Genomic DNA, 15,578 nt, shown 5'->3' on the forward strand with positions numbered 1-15,578 from the left:
TCCGCAGCTCAGTACAGCGACGCCTTGCCGTCTGCCTGGAACAGCGAGATCTTCTCTGCGGCCGTGACCTTCATCGCCGCGAGCGCCTCGGGCTGGATCGCATTCGGCTCGCGCAGGCGGCGATCCGTGCCGAGCACCTCGCGCATGCGGTCGTGATACGAGACCTTGATGTCGCTGGAGATGTTGATCTTGTTGACGCCGAGCTCGACCGCGCGGCGCAGCTCGGCATCCGGGTTGGAGGAGCCGCCGTGCAGCACGAGCGGGATGCCGATCGCGGCTTTGATCTCCTGGAGAAGGTCGTGACGCAGTTCAGGGTTCTTGTCGCTCGGGTACAGGCCGTGCGACGTGCCGATCGCGATGGCGAGGCTGTCGACGCCGGTCTCCTCCACGAAGCGCACGGCGTCGGCCGGGTTGGTGTAGATGATCTCGGCCGCGCCGGACTCGCCGTAGCTGTCGTTCGCGCCGATCGTGCCGAGCTCACCCTCGACCTGGATCCCCGCAGCGTGCGCCGCCTCGACGACCTTGCTGGTCAGTGCGACGTTCTGCTCGAACGGCTCGAGGGACGCGTCGATCATGACCGAGGTGAACCCGGAGTGGATCGCCCTGATGATCTGCTCATAGCTGCCGCCGTGATCCCAGTGAATCGCGACCGGCACGCTCGAACGGTGGGCGCGCGAGTGCATCGCGGGGATCAGGTCGGTCGTGATGTGCGAGACCTCGTCAGGGTGGATCGCGATGATGACCGGGGCGGCCTTCTCCTCGCTGATGTCCATGATTCCGTTGAACATCGCCCAGTCGCTGATGTTGAATGCCGGGATGGCGAAGTTGTTCGCGTTGGCGACATCGAGGATGGATCTGCCGGTGTAGAGCACTTGTTTCTCCTGTTTCGTGATGGTCGTGGTTCCGAGGACACGGCTCAGCTCTTCACGGACCCTGCCGTGAGACCGCTGATGAAGTACCTCTGGAAGAAGAGGAAGAGGATCAGCACCGGGATGGATCCGAGCACGCTCATGGCCATGATCTGGTTCCATTCGTAGGAGTGCTGGCCCATGAGGAGCTGGATGCCGATCGGCACCGTGCGCATGTCGATGGTGCGCGTAAGCGTGAGCGCGAACAGGTACTCGTTCCACGCGATCATGAACGTGTAGATGCCGACCGAGACGATGCCGGGGATCGAGATCGGGACGAGGATGCGCCACAGCGCCGTCATCGACCCGGCGCCGTCGACGCGGACGGCTTCGTCCAGCTCTTTCGGCAGGGTGTTGAAGTAGCCGGTCATCATGATGATCGCGTAGGGCAGCGTGAACACCATGTATGTGAGGATCAGCCCCGCATAGGAGTTGTAGAGGCCGAGTGCCACCATGAGCCCGAAATACGGGATGAGCAGCGTGATCGGAGGCACGGCCTGCACGCTCACGATCACCACGTTGAGGATGCGCTTGCCGCGGAAGTCGAACCGGCTGAACGCGTAGGCGGCCTGGATCGCGACGAGCAGCGTCAGGATCGTCACGGAGCCGGCGACGACGTAGCTGTTCAGGAAGAACCGCATCGTCTCGGGATTCGTGAAGATCGCCGTGTACGCGTCGAACGAGAACGTGTCGGTGAGCAGCCGGGGCGGCAGCTCGAAGATCTGCGTGTTGGATTTGAACGAGCTCGACAGCATCCAGGCCACGGGGCCTGCGGCGAACACCGCGCCGATGATCAGGCCGACGATGAGGGCGGACTTCGCGACGCGTCGCCGGGAATCGACGGTGAGAGCCATGATCAGTCCCTCGCTTTCTGATGGCGGACGTAGAAGACGGCGAGCACCATCGACATCAGCAGCACCAGCACCGCAGAGGTCGCGGCGAGGGAGAAGTCGTACTTGGCGAAGGCCAGCTTGTAGGTGAATGTGCTGAGCACCTCGGTCACGTCGATCGGACCGCCGCCCGTGGTCATCCAGATCAGGGCGAACTGCTGCGAGGTCCAGATCAGGTCGAGCAGCACCAGGCTGACGATGATCGGCCGCAGCTGCGGGATCGTCACGTTCCAGAAACGCTGCACGGCGTTCGCGCCGTCGACGGTCGCCGCCTCGTGCAGTTCGACGGGAACGCCCTGAAGCCCGGCTAGCAGGCTCACCATGAAGAACGGGTACCCCGCCCAGATGTTGATGAAGATGATCGTGCCCAGTGCCAGCTGCGGGGAGGCCAGCCACTCGATGTCCGTGTTGAGCAGGAAGTTGACGACGCCGTTGGGGGCCAGGAGCATGCGCCACAGGACCGCGATCACCGCCACCGTGAACAGCCAGGGCAGTACGTAGAGCGCCCGGAAGATCGAACGCGAGAAACGCCCCAGCAACGGGCTGTTGAGCATCATCGCGAACGCGAGACCCAGCACGAGGTGCGCCGCGACGCTCGTCACCGTGAAGAGCACCGTATTGCCCGTCGCCTTCCAGAACCCTGGGTCAGTGAGGATCTGGACATAGTTGCCGATGCCGACGAACTCGGGCGACTTGTTCAGGATCACGTTGTCCTGGAACGAGTAGCCGATCACCATCACGATCGGGACGATCATCAGGACGAACAGCAGGATGACCGTCGGAGAGAGGAAGGCGTACGACTCGGCCGTTTTGCGCAGCTGCCGACGGCGACGCGAGGGGGCGACGCCCGTGACGATCACCTCGGTGTCGTCGGACAGTTTCAGGCTCATGTGAACCGATGCTCCTAGGTTGGTCGGGTGCCGCACCGCATCCGCGATGCGGCACCCCGTTCAGGTGGGAAGCCGAAGGAGCTTCAGAACTCTTTCATCCACGACTCCTGGGCCTTCTTCAGGGCCTCGTCGATCGACTGCTGCCCGTCGAACGCGGCTTGCAGCTGCTCGCCGAGTTGACGCATCAGATCCTCCGCCACGGGGAGGCCCGTGAACTCGTTCGCCGGGTATCCGGCCTGGTAGATCTCGAATGCCTTCTTGAACAGCTCGTCGTCGTTGACGAAATCCGGAACGGACTCCGAGTTGCCCGGGAACGCCTTGGCCATGGTCGACAGCTCGGAGTTCGTCTCCTGGCTCATGAGGAACTCGACGAGCTTGAAGGCGGCTTCCTTGTGCTCGGAGTTCTCGGCGACGCCGATGCCCCACGACGCGTAGGGGATGCCCCGCTCGCCGTCGTAGCCGTCCTCGGCGGGCAGCGCTGAGATCGAGAACGTCAGGTCGGGGTTGGTCTCGCGGATCAGGTTGATGTGCGCGAGTGAGTCGATCATCATGCCGACGCGGCCGTTCGTGAACTCCTCGACCTTGTCCTGCTCCTTCATCGTGAAGGAACCGGAGGCGATAGAGCCGTCATCCCACATTCCGCCGATGAAGTCGACCGCCGACGTCACGTCGTCGTTTGTGAGATCCGGCTGACCGTCCTTCAGCATCGATCCGCCCGACGCCCACACCCATGACATGACGTCGTTCTGCACGCCGTTAGGCGCCTCGAGCGAGAGCGGAAGCACCCAGCCCGAGACATCGCCGCCCAGGGCGGAGACCTTCGAGGCCGCATCCGCGAACTCGCTGCGGGTCGCCGGCGGAGCAGTGACGCCGGCCTCGGCGAGGAGCGTGTCATTCGTGAACATCGGGTAGACGAAGTTCACGACCGGGATCATGTAGGTGCTGCCGTCGACCTGGATCTGACTGGCGAGCTCGCCGTCGTCGTAGCCGAACTCCTCCATCAACGCGCTCAGGTCGGCGATGACGCCCTGAGAGGCGAAGTCGTTGACCCAGGCGCCGTCGAGCCCGACCACGTCGGGCATCGTGCCGGATGCTGCACCGGCGAACAGCTGTTCCTTGGTCGACGCGTAAGGACCGCTCACGAGTTCGACGGTGACACCGGGGTTGGCGTCCTCGAACTCGTCGATGAGCGCCCGGAACTCGCCGTCGGGGAGCTCCGGCTCCCACCATTGTGCGAACTCGATGGTGACGTCCCCCTCGTCGCCTCCCTCGGCTCCGCTGTCGCCCGCGGCACAGCCCGCCGCGCCGAGTACTGTCACGGCTGCTGCCGCTGCGCCGGCGACCTTCAGAACGCGTCGCCCTCGCCCCACTGTGATCATCACTTCTCCTCTTCGAGATCGTGCCGCATACGCGCTTCGAGTGCTAGTTCATGCGGTTTTGAGCAATGTTACGCAGTTATTTGCAAGAACGTCAAGCATGGAGTGAATCCCGGCCGGCCGGATTCCCGGCGACAAGGAGTCGAATCCCGTGCACACGCGGTCGAATGGCGCGCACCACGCGGCAGACCCGGGGCAATCGCGGACCGACCCCTCCTGCTGGTTTCTGCCGAAGTCTGCCGCATTTGTTGCATGCATGTGCTAAAGATGACTGCATGGACGCAACCGGGCCTTCCCCCAGACGGCGCCTCCCCGCGGGGCGTAAAGCCGACCTCGCCGCATACGTCGAGCAGGCGGGCGAGGTGACCGTCGGCGACCTCGCGGAGCACTTCGGCGTCTCCATCGACACCATCCGCCGCGATCTGGACCAGCTCGACCGCGAGGGCGTCGTGATCCGCACCCATGGCGGAGCGGTGAGCGCGGCGGACGGTCAACTCAAGGACCGCGCACTCGATGTCCGGCTCCGTATGCAGACGGAGGAGAAGGAGAAGATCGCCCGGCTCGCCGCGGGGCTGATCGACGACGGCGCGGTCGTGATGCTCAATGCGGGGACGACGACCCTCGCCCTCGCGCGCGCGCTGCGCAATCACCGCGACCTCACGATTGCGACGAACAATCTGCGGATCCCTGCGGAGATCTCCCCCTCGGCGTTCCGCGACCTCTACGTCTTCGGCGGGGCGGTCCGGGCGATCACGCAGGCCACCACGGGTCCTGTCGCCTTCACGATGACCCCCGGAGGTCCCGAGGTGGACATCCGCTGCGACCTCGCCCTGATCGCCGTCGGCGCCGTCGACGAAGCGGGGTACTCGACATCGAATCTCGGGGACGCAGCGATGATGTCCGAGATGATCCAGCGGGCCGAGCGCACGGCGATCCTCGCAGACTCCACGAAGTTCGGTCGCCGGCTCTTCGCGCAGGTCGCTCCCCTCGATCGAGCCGACCACATCGTCACCGATGCACCACCACCGAGCACCATCGCCGCTGCCCTCACGCAGGCGGACGTCGAGGTAATCACTCCCTGAGGCACACTGAGGCATCGGTCAGGAATCGAGAAGCACGCCTCCGGCGGCCTCCGTAGCGTCGAGGACATGAACAACACCATCGACTCCTTCACCCTCGACGTCACGGACGTCGCCGCCGCGCAGACGTTCTACGAGACCGCCTTCGGCCTCAGCGAGCGGCTCCGCTTCCGGCTCGCGGATGCCGGCACCTCCGGCTTCCGCGGGTACACGCTCTCCCTCGTCGCCTCGCAGCCGGGGAACGTGCGGGCCCTGTTCGACGCAGCGGTCACTGCCGGCGCCACGGTCGTCAAGCCCGTCTCGAAGTCGCTGTGGGGCGTGGGCGGGGTCGTGCAGGCTCCGGACGGCGCCCTGTGGAACATCGCCACCTCCGCGAAGAAGGACACGGCCCCTGTCGCGAAGGCCTTCGACCACGTCGTGCTGCTCCTCGGCGTCGACGACGTGCGTGCGAGCCGCGCGTTCTACGCCGATCGCGGCTTCCGCGTGCGGAAGAGCTTCGGCAGCTACGTCGACTTCGAGACGCCCGCCGGCTCCATCGGACTGGGGCTGTACAAGCGCGCAGCCCTCGCGAAGTCCGCCGGAGTCTCCCCCGACGGCAGCGGCTCGCACCGGATCACCGTGCACGGGGCGATCGGCGCCGTCGTCGACGCCGACGGCTTCGCGTGGGAGCCCGTCACCGCCGCCGCGAACACCTGACGCGGAACAGGTGCGGACGACGAAGGCCGCCGGGATCACTCCCGGCGGCCTTCGCCTGCGTCATCCGTCAGCCGGACTCAGAACCATCCCTTGATCAGGTCCCAGATCCAGTCGACGATGCCCTTCACGCCTCCGTTGCCGTTGCCGCTCTTCACGGTCACGTCGGCGGTCGCCTCGTCGCCGTCGGCCTGAGCGACGGCGATCGTGTAGGCGCCCTTCTTCGTGCTCTTCGGCACGACCACCGACTGGCTGAAGCCGCCATCGTCACCCACGACGACTTCGCCGAGCGAGACCGGCCCGCCCTTGCCGCCGCGGAGTTCGACGGTCACCGTCTCGCCCGCCACGTACCCGGAGCCGGTGATGGTGAGCGCCTTGCCGGCAGTCACCGTCGAGGAGCTCAGTTCGATGCTGCCGGCGAACGGAGCCTCACCGGCGATGGTGAAGGGCACCTGCACCGTGGTCCCCGTGCCGGCCACGGCGACGGTGAGCGACTGCTCGCCGTACACCCCGTCCGGGACGGTGAAGGTGAGCGCAGCGCGGCCGACCTCGTCGGTGGTGTCGACGATGGCGGTGTCGATCGCGCCGGCCGCCAGCTGCGCGTCGCCCAGCGAGAGCGTCACCTCGCCCGGTGCCGGCTCGCCCGCGCTGAACGCCAGCGAGGAGAGCGAGATCGTCACCTGGTCGCCGGCGCTGTAGCCGTCGGCATCCGGAGCGCTGACCGCGACGCCGACGGCGCGCTGAGCGTAGTCCGGGCTCGCCGTCTTGTTGGCGTCGAACCAGTCGACCATCGACTGCAGGTCGATCTTGCCGGTGTCGCGCTTGCCCGCTCCCTGCTTGAAGGTGGAGAAGTTGTCCCCACCCGCCGCGAGGAACGAGTTCGCCGCCACCGTGTAGTTCGCCGCCGGGTCGATCGCCACGCCGTCGAGCGTGATCGACGTGATCCGGGAGCCCTGCGCCGCCGTCGGGTCGTAGGTGTACACCAGGCCCTTCGAGACGCCGAGCTTGAGGAACGGACGGGCCGCGCCCGCGGGCTGCCACTGCTCCTCCAGCACGCCCTTCAGCTGCGCACCGGTGAGGGTGAGCGTGACGAGCGTGTTGGCGAACGGCTGCACCGTCGCCGCCTCGCGATAGGTGACGTTGCCTGCAGGGTCGGCTTCCGGTCCCGCCGCGCCCGGCGCGTGGGTCAGGTTGGCGCGGATGCCGCCCGGGTTCATGAACGCGATGTCCGCATCCGTCGCCCACTTCTGCACGTCGGCGACGAAGTTGCCGATCGTGGACTCCCCGCCGCGGTTCTCCGACCCGTTGGTCTGGCGAGCGCGGTTGAAGTCGGCGGTGATGTCGCCGACCTTGACGGCACCCAGCACATCGGCATCCGCCTTCGCCTTCGCGACGATGTCGGCGACCGTCTGCACCGCCGGGTAGAGCGGCTTGCCGGCGGACGTGAGCGGCTTGATCTCGTTGGTGATCGAGATCAGGTCCTTCGTCTTCGCGTCGACCTGGATGTTCATGAGGCCGAGGTTCTCGCCGTACTGGCCAGCCGAGACGACCGGACGGCCGTCGATGACGTGGTTGTACGCGAGGTGGGTGTGCGCGGAGACGATGGCGTCGACGTCCTGGTCGACCCCGTAGACGATCTCGCCGAGCGCCGAGTCCGGCGTGATGCTGGAGACGTCCACGGTGGTCGCGCCCTCGTGCACGAGGAGGATGACGACATCCGCCTCGCCGTTGGAGGCGTCGCCGTCACGCAGGTCGTCGGCCACGGCGTTCACGGACTCGGCGATGCTGCGCACCTCGAGCTCGGCGATGCCGTCAGGCGAGACCAGCGTCGGCAGGTCCTCGGTGACGGCGCCGACGAAGCCGACGCGCACCCCGTCGAGCTCCTTCACCCACGCCGGGGCGAGCGCCGGGTCGCCGGACTCGGTGACGAACACGTTCGACGAGATGTACTCCCAGTCGGCCCGGTCCTGCACACGGTCTCGGAGGTCGGCCCAGCCCTGGTCGAACTCGTGGTTGCCCGCCGCACTGACGTCCAGCCCGGCGGCGTTGAGCGCGTCGATCGTGGGGTTGTCGTCGTTGATGAACGAGGTGAACGTCGATGCGCCGATCAGGTCGCCCGCGGCGGCGAAGATCGTGTTCGGGTTCGCAGCGCGGAACTGCTGAACCGCGCCGGCCATCACCGCAGCGCCGGCGGCGGCGCCGTCGGCCTCGATGCGACCGTGGAAGTCGTTCATCGTGACGACGTCGATGCTCACGGGCGGGATCTCCGAGGAGACGCCGACGATGATCGGGTCGTGGTCGCTGGAGCGGAACGGGGTGCCCGCCTCGGCGGCGCCGAACGCGAATCCGCGATCGCTCCACTCCGGGGAGTTGATGCTCCACACGCCCGCGCCGGTGATCGACGGGGCCAGGGAGGGCGAGGCGATCACGTGGTCGAGCGAGCCGAGCTCGCCGTCGAACGTGTATGTGTGCTGCTCGGGTGCCTTCTCCCGGGCGACATCGCTCCAGCCCGCGGTCGTGAAGACCTCGATCGGGTCCTCCTTCGCGTAGGCGTTGAAGTCGCCGATCAGCAGGATGTCGCTGCTCCCGGTGGTCTCCTCGATCGTCTGCGTGAACGCCAGAACCGAGTTGGCCTGCTTCACGCGGTCGGCGTTGAAGAAGCCCTGGCCGTCAGCCGGCTCCGTGCCGCCGCCCTCGGGAGCGGACTTCGACTTGAAGTGGTTCGCGACGACGGTCACGACGCGGCCGTCGACGTCGAAGGCCTGGGCGATCGGCTCGCGCGCGTTGCCCCAGACGGTCTCGTCGGTGACGGTCATGCTGTCGCCCACGCGCGAGACGGCCGCCTTCCGGTAGATGATCGCGCTGGTGATGTAGTCGGTCGTGGACGCGTCGTGCAGAGCGACGGGAGTCGGCACGTAGGCCCAGACCTCGCTGCCCGCATCCTCGTTGAGACCGGCGACCAGATCGGCGAGAGCCTCGTCGACGGTGCCGCCGAGCTTGATCGAGTTCTCGATCTCCATCAGCGACACGATGTCGGCGTCGAGCCCGTTGATGGCCGACACGATCTTCGACTTCTGGATCGCGAACTGCTCGGCAGTCGCCGCGCCGCGCGCGTTCGAGTTCTCGCTCTTCAGCGTGGTGAAGTAGTTGTAGACGTTGAACGACGCGACCTGGACGTCACCGCCGACGGCCGGCGCCGTGTCGACGCGCGGGTTGGTCGCTGCGAAGCCGACCTTGAGGTCCGCCGGCGACGCACTGTCGATCGGGACGACCGGCTGCAGGCGCCAGTCGTTGAAGCCCCACTGCAGCACGTAGCCGTTGTCGCCGAAGTCGACGGTGTCGCCGTTGCGGACGACGACGTCCTTCGTGAAGTACGGCTGGTCGGCGGGGTGGCCGCTGTTCGAGACCTGGATGGACCAGCCGTCGTCGAGCAGGATGCGGTTGGCGCGGTTGGCCGCGGTGATCGCCGCCGCCTCGTCACCCGGGCGCACGACCTCGGTGCTCTTCTGGTTGAGCTCGCCACCGACATTCAGCCAGAGGGTGCCGAAGTTGTACAGCTGGTGGCTGGATGCGACGCGGTAGGCGCCCGCCGGGGCGACGTACATGTTCTCGTACTGCTCGCGGTCGGCGCCGAGCACGGTGTCGGCGAGCGGCGTCGTCGCCGGCACTCCGGCGCCGGCCTGGACGACGCTGATCCCGGACAGCGCGGTCGGGTTGATCTGCGTCTGACCGAAGTACTCGCTGACCGTGCCGGTCACCGAGACGAGGTCGCCGATCGCGAGCGTCGGCGACAGCGCGTTCAGGAAGACGAAGACGCCGTCGGATGCACCAGGCGTCGCGTCGGTCGCGCCACCGGAACCGGCGGTCTGGATGGTGATGCCCTTGTAGCCGCCGGTGCGGTAGTCGGCCGTGACGACGCCCTCGACGGTGACGGTCTGACCGCTCAGCGGCGAGACGTCGGTGGTGCCCTGGACCTCGGCGATGGAGACCTTGGCGGGTTCCTCCGGCTCCTCCGGCTCGGTGCCGCCGGTGTTCTGCGGCGTGATCGTGGCGGACAGCGTGAAGTCGGCGCTGTTGTCGTCGGTGTCCGCTCCGCCGGTGCGGTTCAGCGACTTGACGTCGGTGTTGCCCGCGGGCGCGGTGGCTGCCTTGGTCTCGTAGGTGTTCGATGTGCCGTAGCCGACCAGGTCGACGACGCCGGCGGCGCCGACGACGGAGCCGGGGGTGAGGGTGACCGCGGCGGTGCCCTCGACGAGGGCGAGCGTCCCCGTGCTGCCGCTCGGGTTGAGGGTGCTGACGACGTCCGCCGTGGGCAGGGCCGCGCCGTTGGCGCCGTTGCTGCCGCCCTGCACGAGGAAGTAGCCGCCGGCCGGGATCTCACCGGTGAGCGGCGCCACACCCTGGAACGCGGCCGTGCCGGTGCCCGAGCGGTACTGGAGCGACATGCCGTCGAGCGTGACGGGTGCGTCTGTCGGGTTGTGGAGTTCGACGAACTTGTTCGTGAACGCTGCACCCGCACTGCCTCCCGACAGGTAGGCCTCGTTGATGACCACCCCCGTCCCAGAGGTGTTCGCGGCGGCAGGGGTCGCGACCAGGGCGCCGGCGCCCAGGGCTGCGACGCAGGTGAGGGCGAGGGCGCCGACGCGCCCCCTGTTTCTGCGGAGTGACACCGGTACCTCTCGGTTCTCGGCGTCGGGGGCGGACATCATCGGTGCTGTCTCCTCGTTCGGGTCAGGCGACAGCTCTCGTGGAACCGTCGCAGCGAGCGCTCATGGCGCACACACATGGATGGGAGCATACGGAGCGGCCCGGACATCCTCAACGGTGTTTGCCGTTTCGTCATCCGGCGATCACCGGATCGCACAACCTGTTCAGAGGGAGCGCACAAAACGCCGCTCAGGTGCGCATTCCGCGGTGCGCGGATGCGCAGATCGTCAGGCGGATGCCGTCCCGGCGGAGTCCTCGAAATCCTCGACCTCGCGCTCCCAGGCGTCCCTCGCCAGTCGGTACCAGAGGTAGAACGCGAAGCCGGCGAAGATGGCCCACTCGGCGGCGTAGAAGATGTTCAGCCAGTTGACCGGGGACTGCTCCTCGGGCGCGGGCGAGGAGATGTCGACGAGGCCTGCGGATGCCGTCGCCGACGCCAGGTACGGGCGGTAGACGTCCAGCTGGTCCACGTCGTGCCACCGGCTGAGCAGCGCCGCCGGCGACATGCGGTCCAGGCGCCCCGGGTCATCACGCGGCGGCGCCGAGGGGCCCTCATCGGAGATGATCCGGCCGGTCACCGAGACCTCGGAGCCGTCGGCATCCGCGTCGAGCGCCTCCACCGCCGCATCCGCCGTCTCCCGGTCTGGCGCCCAGCCGATCGCCACCGCGATCGACGTGCTCTCCGCGACGCGGAGCTGCCCGGTCACCCAGTACCCCTGCACGTCGTCGTTGAAACGGCTCGAGACGACGATGAAGTCGCCGGGGATCCACGAGCCGGTGGTCTCGACGCGCTGCCCGACGAGCGGCTCCGGGAGGTACTCCCCCGGCGCGACGACGTCGCTCAGCGGACGCACCTTCTCCGTCGCGCCCGGCGGTGGCGGGTCGGTCTCGATCGCGCGCCCGAGCTGCCACTGCCCGAGCCAGGCGAAGACCCCGGCTACGACGAGGCAGAGCAGGAGCATCCCGATCCAGCGTCCCCGGAGCATCACCTCACGGAGAGTGGGCGGGAACAGCGCAGGGGATGTCACGGTGCGGTGCGGTGCCTCAGGACTCGTAGGGCGCGAGGACGACCTCGACGCGCTGGAATTCCTTGAGGTCGGAGTAGCCCGTGGTCGCCATCGACTTGCGCAGCGCGCCGATGAGGTTCGCCGTGCCGTCGGCGATCGGTGCCGGGCCGTAGAGGATCTCCTCGAGCGTGCCGATCCCGCCGACCCTCACGCGGCGACCGCGCGGGAGCTTCGGGTGGTGCGCCTCGGGTCCCCAGTGGAAGCCGCGACCCGGTGCATCGGTGGCGCGGGCCAGTGCGACGCCGAGCATGACGGCATCCGCGCCCATGGCCAGCGCCTTGACGATGTCGCCGGAGGTGCCGACGCCGCCGTCGGCGATCACGTGCACGTAGCGGCCGCCGGACTCGTCGAGGTAGTCGCGGCGGGCGGCCGCGACGTCGGAGACGGCGGTCGCCATCGGGGCGTGGATGCCGAGGGTGGCGCGGGTCGTGGAAGCCGCTCCCCCGCCGAAGCCGACGAGCACGCCCGCGGCGCCGGTGCGCATGAGGTGCAGGGCGGCCGTGTACGTCGCCGCGCCGCCGACGATGACGGGGACGTCGAGGTCGTAGATGAACTTCTTCAGGTTCAGCGGCTGGTCGACGCTCGAGACGTGCTCGGCGGAGACCGTGGTGCCACGGATGACGAACAGGTCGACGCCGGCGGCGGCGACCGTGTCGTAGAACTCCTGAGTGCGCTGCGGCGTGAGGGAGCCGGCGACGGTGACGCCCGCCTCGCGGATTTCGGCCAGGCGGCGGGTGATCAGCTCCGGCTTGATGGGCTCCGAGTAGAGCTGCTGCATCCGCACGGTCGCGACGTCGTCGCCGAGTCCGGCGATCTCCGCGAGCAGCGGCTCCGGGTCCTCGTACCGCGTCCACAGGCCTTCGAGGTCGAGGACGCCGAGGCCGCCGAGCTGGCCCAGCATGATCGCCGTCTGCGGGCTCACGACGGAGTCCATCGGGGCGCCCAGCACGGGGATCTCGAAGCCGAAGGCGTCGATGGTCCATGCGGTCGACACGTCCTCCGGGTTGCGCGTGCGCCGAGACGGCACCACCGCGATGTCGTCGAACGTGTACGCGCGTCGCGCGCGCTTTCCTCGGCCGAGCTCGATCTCCATGGTCACCCCACCAGACTACCCGGCACGCGGACCCGCCCGCGGCTGGGAGACTGGAACCGACTCTCCGGGAGGCGGATATGGGAGCGGATGCCGTGGACGTCGCCGTCGTGGGCGGCGGCGTGATGGGGCTGGCGACCGCGTGGGAGCTCACACGGCGCGGACGGCGGCCGGTGGTGCTGGAGCGCTTCGCGCGCGGTCATCACGAGGGCGCCTCGCACGGCGCCACCCGCAACTTCAACAACGCGTACGACGAGGAGCACTACCTCGACCTGCTCGTGCGCTCCCGCGCGGGCTGGGAGGCGCTCGGAGACGTCGGCGGCGAGCCGCTGCTGCGGCTGCACGGGCTGGTCACGCACGGCGCGGTCGACGCGGGCGCGATCGCTCGGCGGCTGACCGCACGCGGCATCCACGCCGAGCTGCTGTCGGGCGCGGAGGCGTCCGCCCGCTGGTCGGGGATGCGCTTCGAGGAGACGGTGCTGTTCTCCCGCGATGCGGGCGTGGCACGAGCGGCGGCGGCGATGGCGGAGCTGGAGCGGCGGATCGCCGCCGGAGGCGGCGAGGTGCGCTGGGAGACGCCCGTGCTCGGCATCGAGGAGACGGATGCCGGAGTCACGCTGCGACTGCCCGCGGGCCTCCTGCACGCGGACGCCGTGGTCGTGACGGCGGGCGCGTGGACGACGCGGATGCTGCCGTCGTTCGGTCTGCCGCCGCTGGCCGTGACCGAGGAGACGCCGGCCCATTTCTCCCCTGTCACGGACGCGATCTGGCCCTCGTTCAACCACTACGTCGATCCGGCCGCGTACCCGGGGACGGTGTACGGCATGCCCACCCCCGGCGAAGGCGTGAAGGTGGGCTTCCATCAGGTCGGGGACATCGTCGACCCCGACGCCCGGCCGCACCGCCCCACGCACACGGCCGCCCTCGCGGAGTACGTGCGTGAGTGGATGCCGGGCCTCGACCCGGCATCCGCCGTGCCTGTCAGCTGCACCTACACGTCGACCGCAGACAGCGCGTTCGTGCTCGATCGCCGCGGCCGCATCGTCGTCGGCGCCGGATTCTCCGGTCACGGCTTCAAGTTCGCCCCCGGTGTCGGGGCCGTGCTCGCCGATCTCGCGCTCGATCCGGCGGCTCGCGCCGCGGAGCCGTTCCGCCTCGGTCGCTGAGCGGCTCAGCGCGCCCTGACCACCCGCTTCTCGTCCCACACCGGCTCGTCGGCCTCGTAGACCTCGCCGTCGGAGCCGAAGACGAGGAAGCGGTCGAACGAGCGGGCGAACCAGCGGTCGTGAGTGACGGCGAGCACGGTGCCCTCGAAGCGGGCGAGCGCGTCCTCGAGCGCTTCCGCCGACTCCAGATCGAGGTTGTCGGTCGGCTCGTCGAGCAGCAGCAGCGTGGCGCCGGAGAGCTCGAGCAGCAGCACCTGGAATCGCGCCTGCTGGCCGCCGGAGAGCGACTCGAACGTCTGCTGCGCCTGCCGCACCAGCCCGTAGCGATCGAGCGCAGAGCTCGCGGCGTCGCGCGGCAGGCCCGCACGGCGCTCGTCACCACGGTGCAGGATCTCGAGCAGCGTGCGCCCGACGAACTCCGGGTGTGCGTGGGTCTGGGCGAACAGGCCGGGGACGACCCGCGCGCCGAGCACGGCGCGCCCCGTGTGCGCGACCTCGCTCAGCTGCTCCCCCGACGACGTGACGTGACCGAGCGTGGGGTCGGGATCGGTGCCGCCGCGTGCGAGCAGCCTCAGGAAGTGCGACTTGCCCGAGCCGTTGGACCCGAGCACCGCGACGCGGTCGCCGTACCAGACCTCGGCGTCGAAGGGCCGCATCAGTCCCGTCAGCTCCAGCCGCTCCGCGACCACCGCGCGCTTGCCCGTGCGAGCGCCGCGCAGTCGCATGTCGAACTCCTGCTCCGGTGGACGCTCCTCCGGAGGGCCGGCCTCCTCGAACTTCCGCAGACGGGTCTGCGCGGCCTGATACCGCGAGGCGAAGCCGTCGTTCGCCGCCGCCTTGACCTTGAGGTTCGCGACGAGGGTGCGCAGCTTCTCGTGCTGCTCGTCCCACCGGCGGCGCAGCTCGTCGAGCCGGTCCATCCGATCGCTGCGGGCCTGGTGGTAGGTGCCGAAGCCGCCGCCGTGCACCCACGCGGTCGCTCCGGCGCCGCCCGGTTCGAGGGTGATGATGCGGTCGGCGGCACGGGCGAGCAGCTCGCGATCGTGCGACACGAGCAGCACCGTCTTCGGCGTCTGCCGCAGCTGCTCCTCGAGCCAGCGCTTCGCGGGCACGTCGAGGTAGTTGTCGGGCTCGTCGAGCAGCAGCACCTCGTCGGGACCGCGGAGCAGGGCTTCCAGCGCCAGCCGCTTCTGCTCTCCACCGGAGAGGGAGGTCAGCTCGCGGAAGCGAGCCCGCTCATAGGGCACGCCCAGGGCCGACACGGTGCACTGATCCCACACCGTCTCGTGCTCGTAGCCGCCGGCATCCGCAAACTCGGCGATCGCCGAGGCGTAGGCCATCTGCGCGTCGTGCTCGTCGCGCTCCATCAGGGCGTTCTCCGCCGCCTCCAGCGCCTCGGCCGCCTCGCGGATGCGCCGCGGGGCGACGCGGACGAGCAGCTCGTGCACGGTCTGGCCGGGCTCGCCGTGACCGACGAACTGGTCCATCACGCCGAGTCCGCCGTCGATCGTGACCACGCCGGCGTCCGCCGCCTGATCGCCGCGGATGATCCGCAGCAGCGTCGTCTTGCCTGCGCCGTTCGGCCCGATCAGCGCGCTCGTGGAGCCTGCGCCGACCCGGAACGTCGCCTCGTCGAGCAGGGGTCTCCCGTCGGGCAGTGTCAGAGAGATCCCGGAGACATCGATATAGCCCACCGTGCGTGGCCGTCCTTC

Annotated in this window: 11 protein-coding genes; 3 read left to right on the top strand and 8 right to left on the bottom strand. The window is 68.7% G+C overall.

Going from position 1 to position 15,578, the window contains the following annotated elements; all coding sequences use genetic code 11:
* Positions 1-8: 8 nt before the first annotated feature.
* The 4 genes from G6G98_RS06590 to G6G98_RS06605 all read right to left on the bottom strand — a co-directional run bounded on the left by G6G98_RS06590 (position 9) and on the right by G6G98_RS06605 (position 4,067).
* Positions 9-872 (bottom strand): ketose-bisphosphate aldolase, encoded by an 864-nt coding sequence (locus G6G98_RS06590; RefSeq protein WP_067349579.1) that lies wholly within the window; start codon positions 870-872, stop codon positions 9-11.
* Between the two features lie 44 nt (positions 873-916).
* Positions 917-1,762 (bottom strand): carbohydrate ABC transporter permease, encoded by an 846-nt coding sequence (locus tag G6G98_RS06595; protein ID WP_067349575.1) that lies wholly within the window; start codon positions 1,760-1,762, stop codon positions 917-919.
* A 2-nt stretch (positions 1,763-1,764) separates the two neighbouring features.
* Complete coding sequence (locus tag G6G98_RS06600; protein WP_067349572.1) at positions 1,765-2,688, bottom strand: carbohydrate ABC transporter permease; 924 nt, start codon at positions 2,686-2,688, stop codon at positions 1,765-1,767.
* Between the two features lie 83 nt (positions 2,689-2,771).
* Positions 2,772-4,067, bottom strand: coding sequence for an ABC transporter substrate-binding protein (locus G6G98_RS06605; RefSeq protein WP_067349569.1), 1,296 nt, complete (start codon positions 4,065-4,067; stop codon positions 2,772-2,774).
* Positions 4,068-4,339: 272 nt separating this feature from the next.
* Between G6G98_RS06605 and G6G98_RS06610 the strand changes: the two genes are divergently transcribed.
* Together G6G98_RS06610 and G6G98_RS06615 are read left to right on the top strand one after the other, a co-directional pair.
* Positions 4,340-5,146 carry a DeoR/GlpR family DNA-binding transcription regulator gene (locus tag G6G98_RS06610; RefSeq protein ID WP_067349564.1) on the top strand — a complete coding sequence of 269 codons (807 nt, stop codon included), beginning with the start codon at positions 4,340-4,342 and terminating at the stop codon, positions 5,144-5,146.
* 66 nt (positions 5,147-5,212) lie between these two features.
* Positions 5,213-5,839: a glyoxalase gene (locus G6G98_RS06615; protein WP_164233056.1), complete on the top strand. Its 627-nt coding sequence runs from the start codon at positions 5,213-5,215 to the stop codon at positions 5,837-5,839.
* 77 nt (positions 5,840-5,916) lie between these two features.
* Here the strand turns inward: G6G98_RS06615 and G6G98_RS06620 are convergent, their stop codons facing one another.
* The 3 genes from G6G98_RS06620 to G6G98_RS06630 form a co-directional block, all read right to left on the bottom strand.
* Entirely contained in the window at positions 5,917-10,506 is a 4,590-nt protein-coding gene (locus tag G6G98_RS06620; protein WP_243842023.1) for an ExeM/NucH family extracellular endonuclease, read from the bottom strand.
* 264 nt (positions 10,507-10,770) lie between these two features.
* Entirely contained in the window at positions 10,771-11,529 is a 759-nt protein-coding gene (locus G6G98_RS06625) for an SURF1 family protein (protein ID WP_164233171.1), read from the bottom strand.
* A 58-nt stretch (positions 11,530-11,587) separates the two neighbouring features.
* Positions 11,588-12,703 carry a GuaB3 family IMP dehydrogenase-related protein gene (locus G6G98_RS06630; RefSeq protein WP_067349560.1) on the bottom strand — a complete coding sequence of 372 codons (1,116 nt, stop codon included), beginning with the start codon at positions 12,701-12,703 and terminating at the stop codon, positions 11,588-11,590.
* Positions 12,704-12,780: 77 nt separating this feature from the next.
* On the opposite strand from G6G98_RS06630, the gene G6G98_RS06635 reads away from it, so the two are divergent.
* A complete protein-coding gene (locus G6G98_RS06635; protein WP_067349555.1) occupies positions 12,781-13,866 on the top strand; it encodes an FAD-dependent oxidoreductase in 1,086 nt (361 codons plus the stop codon).
* A 5-nt stretch (positions 13,867-13,871) separates the two neighbouring features.
* On the opposite strand, the gene G6G98_RS06640 is transcribed toward G6G98_RS06635, so the two are convergent.
* On the bottom strand, positions 13,872-15,560 hold the full coding sequence (locus G6G98_RS06640) for an ABC-F family ATP-binding cassette domain-containing protein (protein WP_164233052.1): 1,689 nt from the start codon (positions 15,558-15,560) through the stop codon (positions 13,872-13,874).
* Positions 15,561-15,578: the final 18 nt, after the last annotated feature.

Source organism: Microbacterium hydrocarbonoxydans (assembly GCF_011752045.1).
Lineage (GTDB): Bacteria > Actinomycetota > Actinomycetes > Actinomycetales > Microbacteriaceae > Microbacterium.